This is a genomic window from Pigmentiphaga sp. MLSB6-MA01, from assembly GCF_058793475.1.
Genome location: NZ_JBXAFV010000015.1, coordinates 38,114 through 56,502 on the forward strand (window position 1 = coordinate 38,114; position 18,389 = coordinate 56,502).

At 68.4% G+C, this 18,389-nt stretch carries 13 protein-coding genes; 7 read left to right on the forward strand and 6 right to left on the reverse strand.

All coding sequences use genetic code 11. The features are described 5' to 3' along the window. Window positions 1–20 precede the first annotated feature (20 nt). The 3 genes from AC1Q6E_RS22220 (at window position 21) to recQ (ending at window position 3,820) form a co-directional block, all read left to right on the forward strand. Window positions 21–599, forward strand: coding sequence for a Spy/CpxP family protein refolding chaperone (locus AC1Q6E_RS22220; protein WP_152798729.1), 579 nt, complete (start codon window positions 21–23; stop codon window positions 597–599). Window positions 600–828: 229 nt separating this feature from the next. Continuing rightward, complete coding sequence (gene metC / locus AC1Q6E_RS22225; protein ID WP_492573532.1) at window positions 829–2,013, forward strand: cystathionine beta-lyase; 1,185 nt, start codon at window positions 829–831, stop codon at window positions 2,011–2,013. Next, on the forward strand, window positions 2,006–3,820 hold the full coding sequence (gene recQ, locus AC1Q6E_RS22230) for a DNA helicase RecQ (protein WP_152798733.1): 1,815 nt from the start codon (window positions 2,006–2,008) through the stop codon (window positions 3,818–3,820). The genes metC and recQ overlap by 8 nt, the downstream gene beginning before the upstream one ends. 49 nt (window positions 3,821–3,869) lie before the next feature. Here the strand turns inward: recQ and AC1Q6E_RS22235 are convergent, their stop codons facing one another. The 3 genes from AC1Q6E_RS22235 to AC1Q6E_RS22245 form a co-directional block, all read right to left on the reverse strand. Beyond that, window positions 3,870–4,421, reverse strand: a complete 552-nt coding sequence (locus AC1Q6E_RS22235) for an SAM-dependent methyltransferase (RefSeq protein WP_152798735.1) — start codon at window positions 4,419–4,421, stop codon at window positions 3,870–3,872. A 29-nt stretch (window positions 4,422–4,450) separates the two neighbouring features. Continuing rightward, entirely contained in the window at window positions 4,451–5,833 is a 1,383-nt protein-coding gene (locus AC1Q6E_RS22240; protein ID WP_152798737.1) for an APC family permease, read from the reverse strand. Between the two features lie 129 nt (window positions 5,834–5,962). Further along, the gene (locus AC1Q6E_RS22245) at window positions 5,963–6,883 is read right to left on the reverse strand and encodes a helix-turn-helix domain-containing protein (RefSeq protein ID WP_296559547.1); all 921 of its coding nucleotides are present in this window, start codon (window positions 6,881–6,883) and stop codon (window positions 5,963–5,965) included. Between the two features lie 123 nt (window positions 6,884–7,006). Between AC1Q6E_RS22245 and pobA the strand changes: the two genes are divergently transcribed. Further along, window positions 7,007–8,176, forward strand: coding sequence for a 4-hydroxybenzoate 3-monooxygenase (pobA, locus tag AC1Q6E_RS22250; RefSeq protein WP_296559545.1), 1,170 nt, complete (start codon window positions 7,007–7,009; stop codon window positions 8,174–8,176). Window positions 8,177–8,360: 184 nt separating this feature from the next. On the opposite strand, the gene AC1Q6E_RS22255 is transcribed toward pobA, so the two are convergent. Next, window positions 8,361–8,975: a UbiX family flavin prenyltransferase gene (locus AC1Q6E_RS22255; RefSeq protein WP_152798743.1), complete on the reverse strand. Its 615-nt coding sequence runs from the start codon at window positions 8,973–8,975 to the stop codon at window positions 8,361–8,363. Window positions 8,976–9,108: 133 nt separating this feature from the next. Here AC1Q6E_RS22255 and AC1Q6E_RS22260 point away from each other — a divergent pair, with 133 nt between their 5' ends. Then, entirely contained in the window at window positions 9,109–10,434 is a 1,326-nt protein-coding gene (locus AC1Q6E_RS22260) for a carbohydrate porin (protein WP_296559557.1), read from the forward strand. Between the two features lie 25 nt (window positions 10,435–10,459). Here the strand turns inward: AC1Q6E_RS22260 and AC1Q6E_RS22265 are convergent, their stop codons facing one another. Beyond that, entirely contained in the window at window positions 10,460–11,452 is a 993-nt protein-coding gene (locus AC1Q6E_RS22265) for a Bug family tripartite tricarboxylate transporter substrate binding protein (RefSeq protein WP_152798747.1), read from the reverse strand. Then, the gene (locus AC1Q6E_RS22270; protein ID WP_152798749.1) at window positions 11,449–13,131 is read right to left on the reverse strand and encodes an amidohydrolase; all 1,683 of its coding nucleotides are present in this window, start codon (window positions 13,129–13,131) and stop codon (window positions 11,449–11,451) included. The genes AC1Q6E_RS22265 and AC1Q6E_RS22270 overlap by 4 nt, the downstream gene beginning before the upstream one ends. Before the next feature lie 120 nt (window positions 13,132–13,251). On the opposite strand from AC1Q6E_RS22270, the gene AC1Q6E_RS22275 reads away from it, so the two are divergent. Both AC1Q6E_RS22275 and AC1Q6E_RS22280 read left to right on the forward strand, forming a co-directional pair. Continuing rightward, window positions 13,252–14,166 carry a LysR family transcriptional regulator gene (locus AC1Q6E_RS22275; protein WP_492573533.1) on the forward strand — a complete coding sequence of 305 codons (915 nt, stop codon included), beginning with the start codon at window positions 13,252–13,254 and terminating at the stop codon, window positions 14,164–14,166. A gap of 298 nt (window positions 14,167–14,464) precedes the next feature. Beyond that, the gene (locus AC1Q6E_RS22280; protein WP_492573534.1) at window positions 14,465–18,385 is read left to right on the forward strand and encodes a YadA-like family protein; all 3,921 of its coding nucleotides are present in this window, start codon (window positions 14,465–14,467) and stop codon (window positions 18,383–18,385) included. The last annotated feature ends 4 nt before the right edge of the window (window positions 18,386–18,389 follow it).

An 18,389-nucleotide genomic window follows, 5' to 3' on the forward strand; every position in this document is an offset into this window, starting at 1 on the left:
TGTCGACAAGGAGTAACGCAATGACCAAGAACGCCCTTCGTACGATCGCGCTGTCGCTGGCCCTGGCTACCGGGGGCGCAGGCGTGCTGCAGGCCGCCCATGCCCAGGCCGCGGGGGACAATACCACGCAGGCCGAGCAGAAACCCGCGCCGGAACGCCATCGGGGCCCGATGGGCCATCATGGCTCCAAGGGGCATCACTTCCGGGGCGGCATGGACCAGTCGCCGCTGGCCATGCTGGGCCACCTGAAATCCAGGCTGAACCTGACCGATTCGCAGCAGAAGCTGTGGGATGCGGCGCAGAGCGCCAGCCGTGAAGCCGGACAGGCCATGCGGGCCCAGCGCGCCGAGGGCATCAAGGACCTGCGCACGCAGGTCGCCGCCGGTCCGCTGGACCTGCGGGCCCTGAGCGCCCGGCACGACGCCGAGCGCGCGGCTGCCAAGCCCAAGCTGGATGCCGCCCGGGACGCCTGGCTGGCCGCCTACGATTCGCTGGACGGCAAGCAGAAACAGGTGGTGACCGACGCGGTCAAGCAGCGCCTGGAGCGGGGCGACCGCATGCGTGAGCATCGCCGCCCGGACGCTCCGTCCAAGAGCTGATTCCGGGGGGCGAGGGCCGGCGCAGCGAGGCGCCGGCCCTCGCCTGGTGGGCAACGCCGCCGCCTGGCGGCTTTTTTTTGCGGGAATGGGGACGTCTCCCGCAGGACCCGGATTGCCGGCCGCTGACCTCTTTTTGTCCTGGTTCGCGCCGGGCCGGCTTCGGTCGGCCAGCCGACTTCGCTAAAATCATCTTTGATCGGCGACCCGCCCGAACCAGCCAGAGATGCCCATGCCCAAGCCCGATACGCTGTTGGCGCATGCCGGACGCGCTCCCGAAGCCTATGCCGGCATGGTCAATACGCCTGTTTTCCGCACTTCCACCGTCATCCATCCCACGATCGAGTCGTACGAGGCGCCGCGCGACCTGACCACGAAGCCGGTCAGCTACGGCCGCCATGGCACGCCCACGACCTTCGCCTTCGAAGAAGCGGTGGCCAGGCTCGAAGGCGCGCACCAGGCGGTGGCCACGCCCAACGGGCTGTCGGCCATCGTCGTGGCCCTGCTGGCGGTGCTCAAGCCGGGCCAGCACCTGCTGGTGGCCGATTCGGCCTATTCGCCGGCGCGCGGCTTCTGCGACCGCAGGCTGGTGCCCCTGGGCATCGAGGTCGAATACTACGACCCGCTCGTCGGCGCGGGCATCGCCGACCTGTTGCGCGACAACACCGGCGCGGTGTTCTGCGAATCCCCGGGCTCGCTCACGTTCGAAATGCAGGACATCCCCGCCATCGCGGCGGCGGCCCATGCCCGCGACATCCCCGTGCTGGCCGACAACACCTGGGTCACACCGTATTTCGCCTCGCCGTTCGAGCTGGGCGTGGATATTTCCATCCATGCGGGCACCAAGTACATCGGCGGCCATTCCGACCTGATGATAGGCGTGGTCGCCACCAACGAACGCTATTGGAAGCCGGTGCGGCAGACGGTGTACGACTATGCCTACAGCGTCAGTCCCGACGATTGCTACCAGGCCCTGCGCGGCCTGCGCACCCTGGGGGTGCGCCTGCGCCAGCACGAGCGCAACGCGCTGCAGGTGGCGCGCTGGCTCGAGGTCCAGCCCGAGGTCGCGCGCGTGCTGTATCCGGCGCTGGAAAGCGATCCCGGCCATGCGCTCTGGAAGCGTGACTACCGCGGCGCAACGGGCCTGTTCTCGGTGGTGCTCAAGCCGGTCGACGACGCCGCGCTGGCGCGTTTCGTCGACGGCCTGAAGCTGTTCGGCATCGGTTCGAGCTGGGGGGGGTTTGAAAGCCTGATCACGGTCGTGCACGCCGCGGCCTATCGCACGGCCACCCGCTGGCAGCCCGAAGGGCCCGCCGTGCGGCTGCACATCGGCCTGGAGGATCCGGCCGACCTGATCGCCGACCTGCGGCAGGGGCTGGACCTGCTGCAAGACGGCAAGGCCGCCGCGCATGGCTGACGGCAGCGCGCTGGAGGTCCTGAACAGAGTTTTCGGCTACGACCATTTCCGCGGACCGCAGCAGGAAATCGTCGATCACGTGGTCGCTGGCGGCGACGCGCTGGTGCTGATGCCCACCGGTGCCGGCAAGTCCCTGTGCTACCAGGTGCCCGCGCTGGTCCGCAGCGGAACGGGCGTGGTCGTCTCGCCCCTGATCGCGCTGATGCAGGACCAGGTCGACGCCTTGACCGAACTGGGCGTGCGGGCGGCTTTCCTCAATTCCACGCAGGACTTCGCCCGCGTGCGCGAGGTCGAGCGCGCCTTCGTGGACGGCGAACTCGACCTGCTGTACGTGGCCCCCGAACGCCTGCTGACGGATCGTTGCCTGGCCCTGCTCGAGCGCGGCCGCATCGCTCTTTTCGCGATCGACGAGGCCCATTGCGTGTCGCAGTGGGGCCATGACTTCCGGCCGGAATACCTGGGCCTGTCCGCGTTGCACGAACGCTGGCCGGACGTGCCCCGGATCGCGCTCACCGCCACCGCCACCCAGGCGACGCGGATCGAGATCGCGCAGCGGCTGGGGCTGGAAGACGCACAGCATTTCGTCTCCAGCTTCGACCGTCCCAACATCCGCTACCGCATCGTCGAAAAGAACGATCCGCGCCGCCAGTTGCTCGATTTCCTGAAGCAGGAGCACGCGGGCGATTCCGGCATCGTCTATTGCCTGTCGCGCGCCCGGGTCGAGGACACGGCCGAGGCCTTGCGCGCCCAGGGCATCGATGCCATGCCGTACCACGCCGGCCTGGAGGCCGCCACGCGCGCGGCCAACCAGGCGCGTTTCCTGCGCGAGGATGGCGTGGTCATGGTGGCCACCATCGCCTTCGGCATGGGCATCGACAAGCCCGACGTGCGCTTTGTCGCCCATCTCGACCTGCCGAAGTCGGTGGAAGGCTATTACCAGGAAACCGGCCGTGCCGGCCGCGACGGCCTGCCTGCCACGGCCTGGATGGCCTATGGCCTGCAGGACGTCGTGCAGCAGCGCCGCATGATCGACGAGTCGACCGGCGACGAGGCCTACAAGCGCCGCTCGGCTTCCATGCTGGAAGCGATGCTGGGGTTGTGCGAGACGGTGGAATGCCGGCGCGTGCGGCTGCTGCAGTATTTCGGCCAGGCTTCGCAAGCCTGCGGCAATTGCGATACCTGCCTCGAACCCCCGCAGGCATGGGACGGCACCGAGGCGGCGCAGAAGATCCTGTCGGCGGTCTATCGGCTCTGGAAAGAGCGCGGCCAGCGGTTCGGCGCGGGGCACGTGATCGACATCCTGCGGGGCAAGCGCAATGACAAGGTCGAGCAGCACCGGCATGACGAACTCAGTGTATTCGGCATAGGCGCGGACCTGAGCGAGAAGGATTGGCGCAACGTATTGCGCCAGTTGATCGCGCAAAGCCTGCTGACCGTGGACCACGAGGCCTTCGGCACGCTGGCCCTGACCGAGGGCAGCCGCAGCGTGCTCAAGGGCGAGCGCACGCTGATGCTGCGGCGCGAGCCCGCCAAGCCGGCCCGCGCCCGCGAAAGCTCGCGCGCGCGAGCCGCCGTCACCCTGCCCCCCGAGGCCGAGGCGCTGTTCACCGCGCTGCGTGCCTGGCGCGGCGAGGTGGCGCGCAGCCACGGCGTGCCGGCCTACGTCATCTTCCATGACGCGACCCTGCGGGAAGTCGCCCTGGCGCGGCCGGCCTCGCTGGATGAGCTGGGCGCGATCAGCGGGGTGGGCGCGCGCAAGCTCGAGGCCTATGGCCAGGAGATCCTGGAGCGGGTCGAGCGATTCTGATCCGGCACCCTGGACAAGACCGGGAGGAGAAAGCGAGCGCCGATCCAGCCTAGCGGGCCGGCACGGTCCAGAAGAAGATCCGCTTGTTGTCCACCGTCAGGGTCTGCTCGGGCGCCCAGTCTCCCATGTCGAACGCGTGCGACACGATGCGGGTCCCGGGTCTGAGCGCGAGCAGGGTGGGGCGCAGCTTGAGGTTGAGATGGGGCAGCAGATAGAGCGTGATGACCGTGGCCGGGCTCAGGTCCTGCTCGAACAGATCGCCCTGGATGAAGCGGACCTTGTCGGTGACCTGCTGGCTGCGCGCATTGTCGTTGGCCTCGCCGATGCGTTGGGGATCCAGGTCTATGCCTACGCCACGCGTGCCGAAGCGTTTGGCCGCGGTGACCGGGATGCGGCCGTCGCCAGAACCCAGGTCGTACAGGATATCGTCGGGGCCGACCCGGGCCACCTGCAGCATCGCGTCCACCACCGGCTGGGGCGTGGGCACGAAAATCACGTCGGGCGTGCGGGGAACGGGCTTGGCGGTTCCGAAGGACTGGCCCCAGGCGGGGCCGGTCGCGGCGGCGGCCAGGGTGGTCAGGCAGAACTGGCGGCGATTCATGGCGGCTTGGCTCCGGGAAGCGTGGCGGATCAGGATGCGGGCGGAGTGCTGCCGCGGGGCTGGGCGAGCATGAGCAGCGCGCCGACACCCAGCACGGCAATGCCCACCAGGGCGCCGATACCGGTATGGCGCAGGCTGGCGTAGAGCAGATAGCCGCTGGTCGCGATGAACAGCAGCGGCGTCAGCGGATACAACGGAACGCGGAAGGGGCGATGGGCGCCAGGGTCCTTGCGCCGGAGCACGAACAGCGCCAGGCCGCTCAGCACGAAGAACAGCCAGAACACCGGCGCGGTGTATTCGACCATGGTGGCGAAGCCGCTGCGGGTGAACGCCCCCAGCGCGACCAGCGCCAGCGAGATGGCCGCCTGGACCCACAGGGCATTGACCGGCGTGTTCCATTGCGGATGCCATTTGGCCAGCATGGAGAAGGCCGGCGTGTCCTGGCCGAAGGCGTAGGTGGTGCGCGAGGCGGTCAGGATGGTGGCGTTGGCCGACGTGAGCGCGGAGATCGCGATCAACAGCGCGATCAGCTGCGCGCCCGATTCGCCCAGCGCCCGCCGCATCATGTCGGCGGCGACGGCCGACGAGGCACCCATGCCTTCCTGGCCCAGCACGTTCAGGTAAGCCAGGTTGACCAGCAGGTAAAGCAGCGTGATCAGCGCCAGGCTCCAGAACAGCGCGCGCGGCAGGGTTCGTCCCGAGCCCGAGGCCTCGGCCGAGATGTAGGCGGCCTCGTTCCATCCGCCGTAGGTCAGCATCACGAAGATCAGGACCAGGCCCCAGTTGGCGACGCCGGATGACGAGGCGGCGGGCGCGGCGGCCGGCGCCGTCTCGGGCACGTACAGCAAGCCCACCGCGATGATCAGCAGGACGCCGCCCACTTCCAGGGCCGTCAGCAGGTTCTGGGTCCATTTGCCGGTGCTCAGGCCCGCCACGTTCACCACTGTCAGCACGATGATGATCGCGGCCGCGTAGATGGCCGGCGAAGCCGGCCCGAGATAGACGATCTGCGACGCGTAGTCGCCGAAGATGTAGCCCAGCAGGGCGATCGAGCCGGTGGGGATGACGGTCAGCCGCGCCCATGCGAACAGGAAGGACAAGCGGGTGCCGAACGCGCGCCGCAGGTAGTGGTAGTCGCCGCCGGCATGCGGATAGGTGCTGGCCAGTTCCGCGTAGCACAGCGCGCCGGCGACGGAGATCAGGCCGCCCACGATCCAGGCCATCATCATCGCGGAGGGAGATCCCGCATGCATGGCCACCAGCGACGGCGCGCTGAAGATGCCGGCCCCGATGACGATGCCCACGACCAGCGCCATGATGTCCAGCGTGCCGAGCAGCGGGCGCGAGGTGGGCTTGGCGGCGGCATCCGGGGTGGACGCATGCGGGTTCGATGCGGGTAACGCGTTGCTCATGACGGGAGGGTCCTCGATGCAGGGGCAGGGGTGCGTGGTCGTCCAGCGGCCGCAGGCCTCGCGCCCGGCGGCGCGGCGCGGGCGGAAAACTTACAGGTTCCTGAAAGTAATGGGGAAAGCGGAAAGCGGTCAAGCCCCGGGAGGCGGGGCGGCGCGGTTGCGGTCGAGCTGGTCGCGCACCATGGCGCGGAAGTCGCTGGGCGATGCGCCCGCGTGTTTGGTGAAGAAGCGCGAGAAATAGCCGGGATCGGAAAACCCCAGCGTCAGGGCGATTTCCTTCACGCTCAGCGACGAATAGGCCAGGTCGCGGCGCGCCTCGGTCAGCAGGCGGTCATTGACGACGCCCAGGGCCGACAGGCCCAGTTCGTCGCGGCAGATCCGGTTCAACTGCGTGGGCGTGATGCCCAGGCGCTCGGCGTAATAGGCGATGTCGCGCTGGTCGCGGAAACTGCGGTTCAGCAGGGTCTTGAAACGGTGCAGGTGCATGACGCCGCGCGAGCTGCGCCGGCCGGGCCGCGGGCCGGCCAGCGTGGCGATCTTGCGGGCCAGCAAGACCAGCACGGTGCCCAGCAGGGACTCCAGCAGCGGCAGCCGCCAGGCATGGGTTTCGTCGTACTCGGCCAGCAACAGTTCGATCGATTGCGAAAAGGGCGCATAGGCGGCTTCCCCGGTGTCGAACGGGACGTGGCGCGGCGCCTGGAAGTGGGGAAAGAGATCGGTGTGGTGCGCCAGCAGGCTTTCCAGTTGTTGCGTGACGATGGTGATGACCGCGCCGTCTATGTCTTCGGAAAAGCGGAAACCGTGTGCGTGCAGGGCGGGAACGAACAGGGCGCAGGGACCGTGGACAGTGAAGCGGCGATCGTCGAACTGGATGTCGGCGGTGCCTGACCGTATGTACAGAATTTGTACGAACAAGTCATGGCGGTGCAGTTTGATTTCCCAGTCGTACAGGCGGCTGCGCTGGGGGATGGATTCGCAATGAAGGCTTTCCGGGACAAGGTTCTTGCCGTGCTCGCCGTACAGGGCGTAGGTGGGGACGATGCTTTTCATGGCCGAGGTTCCTGGCGCGCAAGATGTTCGGATTATCCATGAAGATGTCTCCATAATCTATCGCGCGCAGCCGGCCCGGCTCTTAAGATGATTGAAAGTCAGAACCTATGCAGGAGACATGCCATGAGGGTCCAAGTCGCAATCATCGGGTCCGGGCCGGCCGGACTCTTTCTCGGGCAGATCCTTTCCCGGGCGGGCATCGAGACGCTCATCATCGAACAGCGCAGCAAGGAGTACGTGCTGGGCCGCATCCGTGCGGGCGTCCTGGAACAGGGCACAGTCGACCTGCTGGACGAGATCGGCGCCGGCCGCCGCATGCACGAGCAGGGCCTGGTGCACGGCGGCATCGAACTGTGCTTTGATGGCCAGCGCCACCGCATCGACCTGAAGACGCTGTCGGGCGGCAAGAGCGTCATGGTCTACGGCCAGACCGAAGTCACCCACGATCTCATGGATGCGCGCGAGGCCGCCGGCTATGCGACGGTGTACGAGGCCGAGCAGGTCCGCGTGCACGATTTCGATACCGGCCGGCCCAGGGTCACGTACCGCAAGGACGGCGTGGAGCACGTGGTGGAGTGCGACTTCATCGCGGGCTGCGACGGTTTCCACGGGGTGAGCCGCGCCAGCGTGCCCGCGTCCGCCATCAAGACCTACGAGAAGATCTATCCGTTCGGCTGGCTGGGCATCCTGTCCGAGACGCCGCCGGTGTCGGATGAACTCATCTACTCGAACCACGAACGGGGCTTCGCGCTGTGCAGCATGCGTTCGCACACGCGCAGCCGCTATTACGTGCAGTGCCCGCTGGACGACAAGGTCGAGAACTGGTCGGACGAACGGTTCTGGGACGAATTGCGCGGCCGGCTGGACGCCGAGGCGGCCGCGTCGCTGGTGACCGGTCCGTCCATCGAGAAAAGCATCGCGCCGCTGCGCAGCTTCGTGGCCGAGCCCATGCGCTTCGGCCGGCTGTTCCTGGCCGGCGACGCGGCCCACATCGTGCCGCCCACGGGCGCCAAGGGCTTGAACCTGGCGGTATCGGACGTACGCTACCTGTCCGACGCCATCATCCGCTACTACGGTGGCGACCAGCAGGGCATCGATACCTATTCCGCACGCTGCCTGGACCGCGTCTGGAAGGCCGTCCGCTTTTCGTGGTGGATGACCTCGCTGATGCACAAGTTCCCGGAGAACGGCGATTTCGGCCAGAAGATCCAGCACGCCGAACTGGGCTACCTGGTCGGTTCTCAAGCCGCATCGACCTCGCTCGCGGAGAACTACGTCGGGTTGCCGTATTGAGACCCCCCGTACGCGCTGGCGCGCCCCCCAGGGGGCGATGCGAGAGGACCGGCGGAGCCGGACCCTCCGCATCCTGGGTCTAGTGGGGTTGTCTCGGTGCGGAGCACCGCATGCTTGCTTTGATCCAGGGCGCCGCGGATCCGGCTTTGCCGGTCCGCCAGCGCCGCCCCCTGGGGGGCGCGCGTCAGCGCGTAGGGGGGGGCCTTTCCCCCAGGCCCTTCCAGCGCTTGAGGCGGTCGGAGTGGATGCCGAAGAGGTCCAGGGTGCGCAGTACGGTGTGGTTGACGATGTCGTCCACGCTTTGGGCGCCGGAATAGAAGGCGGGGACGGGGGGGAAGACGACGCCGCCCATTTCTGTGACGGCCACCATGTTGCGCAGGTGGGCGAGGTTCAGGGGGGCTTCGCGGGTCAGGAGGACGAGGCGGCGGCGTTCTTTCAGGACGACGTCGGCGGCGCGGGTGATGAGGTTGTCGGCGTAGGCGTGGGCCACGGCCGCGAGGGTCTTCATCGAGGTGGGGGCGATGACCATGCCGGCGGTCAGGAAGGAGCCGCTTGCAATGGCGGCGCCGACATCGCCGGGGTGGTAGACCACGTCGGCCAGCGAGGCCAGGTCCTTGCGGCCGAGTCCGTGTTCGTGCATGGTGTTGAGCACGCCAGCTTCGGACACGACCAGATGGCTTTCCCAGTCGGGCAGTTCGCGCAGCGCTTCGAGCAGGCGCAGGCCATAGATGGAGCCGCTGGCTCCGGTGATGGCGACGATCAGGCGTTGGCGCGGACGGTCGGCCGGCTGCGGGGTCATGGGGGCGGGTCTCCTCGTTTTATGGCGAATGGGGCGCTTGCGCCGCCGGTTCAGTGCCCCGAGTCACCGATGTGTCACGCGGGGCGGGCATAATTGTACGTTGAGTGATTGCGTCGCGAGCATAAAAAGAATGATGGTCGTGTTCCGTCTGCTGCGGGTCTGTGGGCTCCTGCTGACTGGTTTGCTGGTTGCGCCCGCGATGGCGCAAGAGTCGCCGCAGGTCGAGGCGGAGGATTTCGCCATCCATGCCCAATCGACCTATGTGTGGCAGCGCAAGCCTTCGTTCGCCTCCCCATACCAGGGGGAGAACTCGCTGTCGGGGGCCAGCGCCACGAGCTATTCGTTGACGGCCACCGTGGACGTGGGCGCCCGGTTGTGGGAAGGGGCCGAGGTCCATTTCAATGGCGAAGGCGCTCAGGGCGTCGCGTTCTCCGGCCTGCATGGCCTGGCCGGCCTGCCCAACGGCGAACTGGCCAAGACCGCGGGCTCGGACATGGTCTTCTACCGCGCCCGCGCCTTCCTGCGGCAGACCTGGGGGCTGGGTGGCGGGCGCGAGGCGGTCGAGCCGGACATGAACCAGCTCGCGGGTTTCGTCGACAAGCGGCGTCTCGTGCTGACGGCGGGCAACATCTCGGTGCTGGATGCGTTCGACGCGGTGTCGGTCAGCCATGACCCGCGCACGCAGTTCATGAACTGGTCCTTCATGGCGCACGGCAGCTATGACTATGCCGCGGATGCCCGCGGCTATACGTGGGGCGCCATGCTGGAATACATCGATGACGGCTGGGCGGTGCGCGCCGGCCGCTTCATGCAGCCCCGGGAGTCCAACGGCCTGCCGCTGGACCGGCGGCTGGGGCGCCACTACGGTGATCAGGTCGAGTTCGAGAAGTCGTACGCCGTGATGGACCGGCCCGGCACGCTGCGGGTGCTGGCCTTCCGCAACAAGGCGAACATGGGGAGCTTCGACGATGCGCTGGTGGCGGCGCGGGGCGGAACGCCCGATCTGGCGGCGGTGCGCAAGGAACAGGCCAAGCTCGGAATGGGAGTGAGCCTGGAGCAGGCGCTGACCGACAGCGCCACCGCCTTCGTCCGCCTCAACTGGGCCGACGGCAAGACCGAGACCTATGCTTTCACCGAGATCGACCGCTCGGTCTCGGGCGGCGTGGTGTTCGACGGCGCGGCTTGGGGCCGCTCCGGCGACACCGTGGGCGTGGCGGCCGCGATCAATGCGCTCAGTTCCTCCCACCGCGAATATCTGCGCCGCGGCGGGCTGGGCGCCTTTCTCGGCGATGGCAACCTGAACTACGGTACGGAACAGGTCGCCGAGGCCTATTACAGCTGGCGGCCCTTGAAGCGGCTCTGGATCACCGCGGACGCGCAATACATCCGGCATCCCGGCTACAACCGCGACCGGGGGCCGGCCAAGGTGTTCGCGCTGCGCCTGCACACCGAATTCTGAAGGCCCCGCCGGGCCCTTCTTTCTTTTACTCGGGCTGGATGTTGGCCTTGTCGATCACGGCTTTCCAGGCCTTCGCCTCCTGTTTGATGCGCGCGGCGAACTCGGCCGGCGTGCTGCCCAGCGGCGTGACGCCGATGTCGGTGTATTGCTTGCGGATGGCGGGGTCCTTCAGGACCTCGCGCAGCGCGCCGGAAAACTTGTCGATGATCTGCGGATCGGTGCCCACTGGCGCGGCCAGTCCCCACCAGTTGCCCGTGACGAGTCCTGGCAGGCCTTGCTCGGCCGTGGTCGGCACCGACGGCAGCATGGCCAGGCGCTCGCCGTCGGCCACGGCGATGGCGCGCAGCCGGCCGCTGGCCACGTGGCCGGCCACCGAGCTGAGCGCGGTCACGTAGAGCTGGATCTCGCCCGCCATCAGCGCCTGGACGGCGGGCGGCGAGCCCCGGTAGGGAACGTGGGTCAGCTGCACGTTGGCGAGCTGGCTGTACAGCTCGGCCGCCAGGTGAGGCGGGGTGCCGTTGCCGGGCGAGCCGAAGTTCAGCTTGCCGGGGTTTTTCTTCGCTTCCGCGGTCAGGTCGGACAGGGTGCGGATGTCGGACGAGCCATTGACCACCAGCACGGACGGGCCGTTGCTCAGCAGGGACACGGGCAGGAGGTCCTTGGTCGGATCGAAGCGCATGCCCTTGAACAGGTACTGGTTGGTGACGAAGTTGTTGGTCGCGCCCAGCAGGAAGGTGTAGCCGTCGGGGGCGGCGCGCACCACTTCGTCGGCGCCGATGTTGCCGGATGCGCCGCTCTTGTTGTCGATCAGGATGCGTACGCCAAACTGCTTTTCCAATTGCAACTGGACGAAGCGCAGGGTGATGTCGCCGGTATTGCCGGGCGCGTAGGGGACCACCACGCGTATGGGGCGCGAGGGCCAGGCATCGGCCGCGACGGCGGCGGTCGATGCGAGGGCGCAGGCGGCGGCGAGACTGGCGACCGCCAGCCGGCGGGCCTGGAACGGGACGGATTTCATGGGCAAACTCCTTCGGGGGGTGGTGCGACGATGTGGCCATCGACCACCGTCAACAGGGAATGCAGCGTGGCGATCTCGTCCTCGGCGCAGGTCAGCGGGTCGGCGTTCAGCATCGTCAGGTCGGCCAGCTTGCCGGGTTCGATCGAGCCTCGGACGTTTTCGTCGAATGTCAGGTAGGCGCCGCCTCGCGTGGCGACGTCCAGGGCTTCCTGCCTGCTCAGCGCCTGGCCGGGGGCCACGGGGCCGCCGCCGCGGCTGCGGCGCGCGATCGAGTGCCAGATGGGGCCGAACAGCGAGACCGGCAGGTTGTCGCTGCCGAAGGCGACGGCCACTCCGGCATCCCGCAGGCGGCGCAGCGGCACGATGTCGTCCTGGCCGCCGGCGCCGCGGCGCTGCATCCAGAGATCGCCGTCCTTATAGATATGGCGATTGGTATGCGTGGTCAGAACGAGGCCGAGATCGCGTATCCGGGCCAGGGTGTCGGTGTCGATCACCGGCTGGTGGCCGAGCACCCAGCGTTGGTCGTCGATGGGATGCTGGCGGTGGGCCTGCTCGAACAGGGGCAGCAGGTCGGGCCAGATGCCCGCCACGCGGATGCCGGCGCGGGCGGCCTCGGCCAGCAGCGGCGCCAGCGTGCCGGCATCCAGGGCGGCTCCCGCCTGGAAGCCGGCCCAGCCGGTACAGGGGTGATTGCCGGCCCGCAGCATGTTGTTCAGCGGATCCTTGTCGATCTCGGCATACAGGCCCTGTATCCGCAGCATCTCGTCGCCCCGGCCGCGGCGGGCCAGCCAGGCGCTCCATTCGCGCAGCAGTTCCAGCGCCTGCCCTTGGCCGCGAGGCCCCCAGTAGGGGCTCAGGACCAGGGTGGACCGCACGGTCGATGCGTCCTGGTTCCGGACCGTCCGGTAGGCGTCGATGACTTCGTCGGCGACGCCGTGTCCTTCGAACACGGCCGTGGTGCCGTAGCGGTTGTATTCGGCCATCGCGTGCCGCAGGCCGCTGGCGCGCTGCTCGGCGGTGAAGCCCGGGGCCGCGCGCATCAGCGTATGTTCGACGATGGGCACCAGTGTCCGTTCGACGAACCGGCCGGTGGGGCGCCCCGAGGCATCGCGTTCGATGTCGACATCGGGCGACGGCGAGGCCGTGGCCGGCGTCACGCCCGCCAGCGCCAGGGCGCGGCTGTTGGCGACCGAGACCAACGGCGCGCGGTTGCGCCAATATCCCCAGATGGGCCGGATGTAGACGGGATGGCCGGGACTGACCCGGTCCAGGTCGTCTCGCGTGGGGTAGCGGCCGTTGGCCAGCGCATCTTCCGGCTCGGGATACTCCGGTGGCCGGCCGACGGGCTGGGTCACGATCCAGGTTCCCGGCGGCGCCTTGGCGGCTTCGGCGGCGATGATGTCCAGGATGTCGTCCCGCGTGCGCGCGCCGGCCAGGCTGGGCAGATGGCGACGCAGGCCCTCGCGGTCCATGTGGGCGTGGCCGTCGGTCAGCCCTGGCAGCACCGCCTTGCCGCCCAGGTCCACCCGCCGCGCCTGCGGACCGGCCATGGCGAGTATGTCGTCATCGCGTCCCACGGCGGCGATGTGCCGGCCACGGATCGCGACGGCCGAGGCGATGTCGCCGCGGTCGTTGCAGGTGATGATCTTGCCTCGGTGGAGGACCAGGGTGGACGGCACGGCCGGATGGCTCCTGCGGTATGCGTTCCGCCCAATCTAGCAGAGTCGACTAATTGTAAAAATTGAAATATTCATATAGATTCATAGTGATTTTCAATACTTCCCGGGCGGGTCCGCACGATGTCGATATCCCTGCGCCAACTGGAGGCCTTCGTCGCGGTGTGCAATGAAGGGAACTTCAGCAAGGCGGCTCAGCGCATCCATATCTCCCAGTCGGGCTTGAGCATCCTGATACGTGAACTGGAGCAGAGCCTGGAGTGCCGCCTGTTCGACCGCAGCACGCGCCAGGTCAGCCTGACCGACGCCGGGCGGGAGTTCCGGGGGCCGGCCTCCCGCCTGCTGGCCGATCTCTCGGCGGCGGTCGGCAATGTCAAGGGGTTGGCGTCGCGCCAGCACGGCCACGTGACGGTGGCCGCCCCGCCCCTGTTGATGTCGCGCCTGCTGGTAGGCATCGCCGCCCGGTTCCGCAGCGCCTATCCCCACATCGCGCTGACGCTGCGCGATATTCCTTCCGAAGCCATCCCCGCGGGCATCGCGTCTGCCGATATCGACCTGGGCATAGGCATGCTGCCGGCGGACCGCGACGAATACCTGGCCGATCCGTTGCTGGAAGGGCCGCTGGTGGCGCTGCTGCCGCGCGACCATCCGCTGGCGCGCCGGCGCCAGGTGAAGTGGGCGGACCTGGCGGCGACGCCGTTGGTGGCCCTCACGCCGGAGAATTCCTTCCGGCAGTTCCTGGACGGATGCTTCGCGCGCCTGGACCTGCAACCGGAGATCGCCGTCGAAGTCGTCCAGTTGAGCACGGTCATCAGCCTGGTGGAGGCCGGCTTCGGCGCCGCCATCATGCCGCCCTACGGCGCGCTGGTGCCCGGCGAGGGCAATTCGGTGGCCCGGCCGCTGCGCGACCCGGTGGTCCGGTCGGAAATCGTGCTGATACGCGATCGTTTCCGGTCGCCTTCGGCCGCGGCGGCGGCCTTCATCGAAGTGGCGCGCGACGTCGTCGCGGGACGTTCCCGGCCGCCGCGCGTTACGTAACGCTCCTGTGTATGGTACGTAACGTTTCGGCCTCCCGCCCCGTGTGGCCGGATCGGGAATCGGTGTGACTATCGCACCGAAGACACATCTTCGGATTGCCGATATCCCGTTTGTTTTCAACGTTTCCGCCCCTTCGCGCACCCTGGTTCCGGGGGGCGCGCGGGCACGGTCCCGCACAGGTGCGAGGCTGATGGCATAGCTTTTGCTCAAAGCTTCCGCAAACGTGTTTTCCAGCATCGACCGACTCCCCATCCGGCGGATCGTGCGCTGATGGGATACCTATCTGTGGGGGCTGAAATTGAACAAGACCTATCGCACCGTGTGGAGCCAGAGGCTCGGATGTTGGGTGGCGGTTGCCGAAACCGCGCGAGCAAGAGGTAAGGGAGGCGCCGGCAAGGCGGGTGCGCTTGCCGTGGCGCTGATGGCCGGCGCATGGATGGCGCCGGCGGCGGCCGACGGCATGCACGGCGTTCCGGGCCTGTCGAACGCACGGTTGACCGAAGGCGCCGCGGTGGGCGTGATGAGCCAGATGCTCCAGGCCACGACCAATGCGGCGCCCAGGGTCGCCCCGGTCGCGGCGGGCGTGCAGCAGGCTGTCTCGCAGACGGCGGCGGCCCTGGCCGGCGTCGGTTCGTCCATCCTGCCGCCAGCCTCGGCATTGCAGCAGGTTCCCATCGCCGAGGCGGTGCCCTCGCTGCCCGTGGTGACCGAGGTCCTGGCCGCCACCCCTGTTCCGGCCGCCGTGCAGACCATCGCCGCGGCGCCCGCCGCGGTGGCCAAGCGCGTGGCGTCGGGCAAGGTCGGCAATGCCGTCGAGGCGGTGCCCGCCAAGCTTGCCGAGGTGCTGGCTTCCGCGCCGGCCGACAAGGCCAGGAATTCCGTGTCGCCTGCCGACGGCGCCGTCGCTTCGGCGGCGTCGCTGGGATCGGTCGCCACGCTGTCCAACAGCGTGCCGGCCTCGCCCATGTCGCCCCTGAGCGGCAACGGCACGCCGGGCATCCTGCCCACCGGCGGTTCGCTGTTCCCCAACAGTTCCAACCGCCAGACCATGGCGGTCGCGGCCTCGTCGGGCTCGGAGCCCCCGCCGCTCAATCCGCCCGCGCCCACGGGCCTGGTGATCGGCACCGCCGGCCTGCTGGGCGGCGTCGGCCAGGGCCTGCAGCCGCTGACGATGAGCCTGTTCGGCCAGAAGGAAGCCTGGCTGCGCTCCGGCGCGCTGAGCGTGAACCGCGAGAACATCAACGCCCGGTTCAGCGTGGTCAACCTGCTGGGCATCCCCATCCTGGACCTGGCGCCGGTGACGGGGACGTTGCAGGGCACGCTGGGCGGATCCCTGCCCGAGCAGAAACTCACCCTGCTGGGCGGCGTGACCTCGGGCAACTACATCACCAACATCAATTCCGGACTGACCTATAACAACGGCTTGCTGCTGCCGGGAACGCAGCCGCCGTCGTGGGTCGACAAGAACAACTGCCTGAATGTCCTGGGCCTGGCCGGCGCCACGTGCTGGGACGTGCCCGCCGCGCAGAACAACCAGGTGCTGATCGGCGACGGCGCCTCGGCCAACGGTTCGCAGGAAGTCGTGATCGGCACCAACGCCAAGCACATCCTGCCCAACGAAGACGCGGGCGCCATCTTCACCGATCCCAACATGCCGGGCGTGCCCGATACCAACTACGCGGCGCGCAAGGGCCACTCGGTCCTGATCGGCGACAGCACCTACGGCAACGCCAACGGCCAGACCATCGTCGGCGCCAGCGCGTCGTCGACCGTGGCGGGAGGCGTCGCGCTGGGCTTCCAGTCGGTGTCGGATCGCGAGGGCGGCGGCAAGGAAAGGTTCTCCAACGTGGCCGTGCCGGTGCGCGGCGCGGTATCCGTGGGCTCCACGGGCAACGAGCGGCAGATCATCAACGTGGCGGGCGGCACGGCCGATACCGATGCCGTCAACGTGCGCCAGCTCAAGGCCGTGTCCGACCAGATCGACAACGTCGATGTCAACTCGGTCAAGTACGACGACGCCACCCGTGGCAAGGTGACGCTGGCCGGCGCGGGCGGCACGGTCGTGACCAACGTCAAGGCCGGTGCCGTGAATGCGACCAGCACCGACGCGGTGAACGGTTCGCAGCTGAACGACACCAACACCAACATCACCAACGTCGACAATCGCGTGACGAACGTGGACAACCGCGTCACCAACATCGACAACAGCGGCACCAAGTACTTCAAGGCGAACTCCACCCTGGCGGCCGCGTCGGCCGCCGGCACGGACAGCGTGGCCGCCGGCGGCGCATCGGTTGCTTCCGCGGCCAACGCCGTCGCGCTGGGCAACGGCGCCAATGCCAGCCTGGCCAACAGCGTCGCCCTGGGCGCGGGTTCCACCACGACCGTGGGCGCGCAGTCCGACTATGTGGCCTATGCGCTGACCGCGCGGCAATCGTCGGCGGGCGAGGTCTCGGTGGGCAGCGCCGGCGCCACGCGCCGGGTCACCAACGTCTCGGCGGGCAGCGCCGACAACGACGCGGCCAACATCGCGCAGTTGAAGGCGGTGGACAACCGCATCGGCGACGTGGACAAGCTGGCGGTCAAGTACGACGACGACACCAAGACCAAGATCACGCTGAATCCGGGCGGCACGGGCACGGTGATCTCGAACGTGGCCAAGGGCGCGGTGATCTCGACCAGCACCGAGGCGATCAACGGTTCGCAACTGTGGGGCTGGACTCAGGACGAGACCAACGTCATGAGCAACCTCAGCCTGTACAAGCGGATCAACGACATCAGCGTCGATACCAAGTACTTCAAGGCCAACTCGACCCTGGCCGCGGCGCAGGCCGTCGGCACGAACAGCGTCGCCGCGGGTCCGGCCGCGGTGGCCAACGGCGCCAACGGCGTGGCGGTCGGCAATGGCGCGACCACGGCCGCCGACAATAGCGTGGCGATGGGGGGCGCATCGACGGCTTCCGGGGCGGCGTCGACGGCGGTGGGCTCCGATTCCAAGGCCACCGGCGCGCAGTCGACGGCGATGGGCGCCGGTTCGACCGCCAGCGGCGCGAATGCGACCTCGGTGGGGTCGGGCTCCAAGGCCACGGGAACGGATTCGACCGCCATCGGCGCCAATTCCGAGGCCAAGGCGAACAACAGCGTCGCGCTGGGAGCAGGCTCGGTGGCCGACCGCGACAACACCGTATCGGTGGGCGCCGCGGGCAAGGAACGCCAGGTCACCAACGTGGCGCGCGGCACGGAGGATACCGACGCCGTCAACTACGCGCAGTTGAAGGAAGTCTCGGGCGACGTCACCAATATCAAGAACGACGTGACGAACATCCAGGAAGGCAAGGACGGGATGTTCCAGATCGAGAACTCGCTCGCGCGGGACAAACCCAAGCCCACCGGCAAGGACTCGGTGGCCGGCGGCGCCGGCGCGGTGGCGGAAGGCGCCGCGGCGACGGCGGTCGGCAACGCGTCCATCGCCAAGGGCGAGAACGCGACGGCCGTCGGCAACTCGGCCCAGGCCCTGGGCGTCAATTCGACGGTGGTCGGCAACTCCGCGCTCGCGTCGGGCGCCAATTCCTCGGCTTTCGGCACTGGCGCCAAGGCCGAGGGCTCGGGCAGCATGGCCATGGGCAACGGCGCGCAGACCGGCGCCTCGGCGACCAACTCGGTCGCGATCGGCAACCAGGCCAATGCCGCCCAGAGCAATACCGTCGCGCTGGGCAACAATGCGCAGGCCACCGTGGCCAACAGCATGGCGCTGGGTACCGGGGCGCAGGCCAGCGGCGCCAACAGCGTGGCATTGGGCACGAACTCGGTGGCGAACCGGCCCAACGTGGTGTCGGTGGGAGCGGAGGGCGCGGAGCGGCAGGTCGTCAACGTGGGCGACGGCACCGCGGACACGGATGCCGTCAACCTGCGGCAGTTGCGCAGCGCCACGTCGGACTTCACCAGCAGCATCAACAACGTGCGCGACGACCTGCGCAAGGTCGAGCGCAATGCCAATGCCGGCGCGGCGTCGGCCATGGCGGTGGCGGGCCTGCCGCAGGCGTACACCCCGGGACGCAGCATGGCCTCGGCGGCGGCCAGCCATTATCTCGGCCAATCCGCCATCGCCGTGGGGCTGTCCACCATTTCCGAGAATGGCCGCTGGGTCTACAAGATCGCCGGCAACGTCAACTCGCAGGGCAAGCTGGGCGCCGTCATCGGCGCGGGTTACCAGTGGTAGCGCG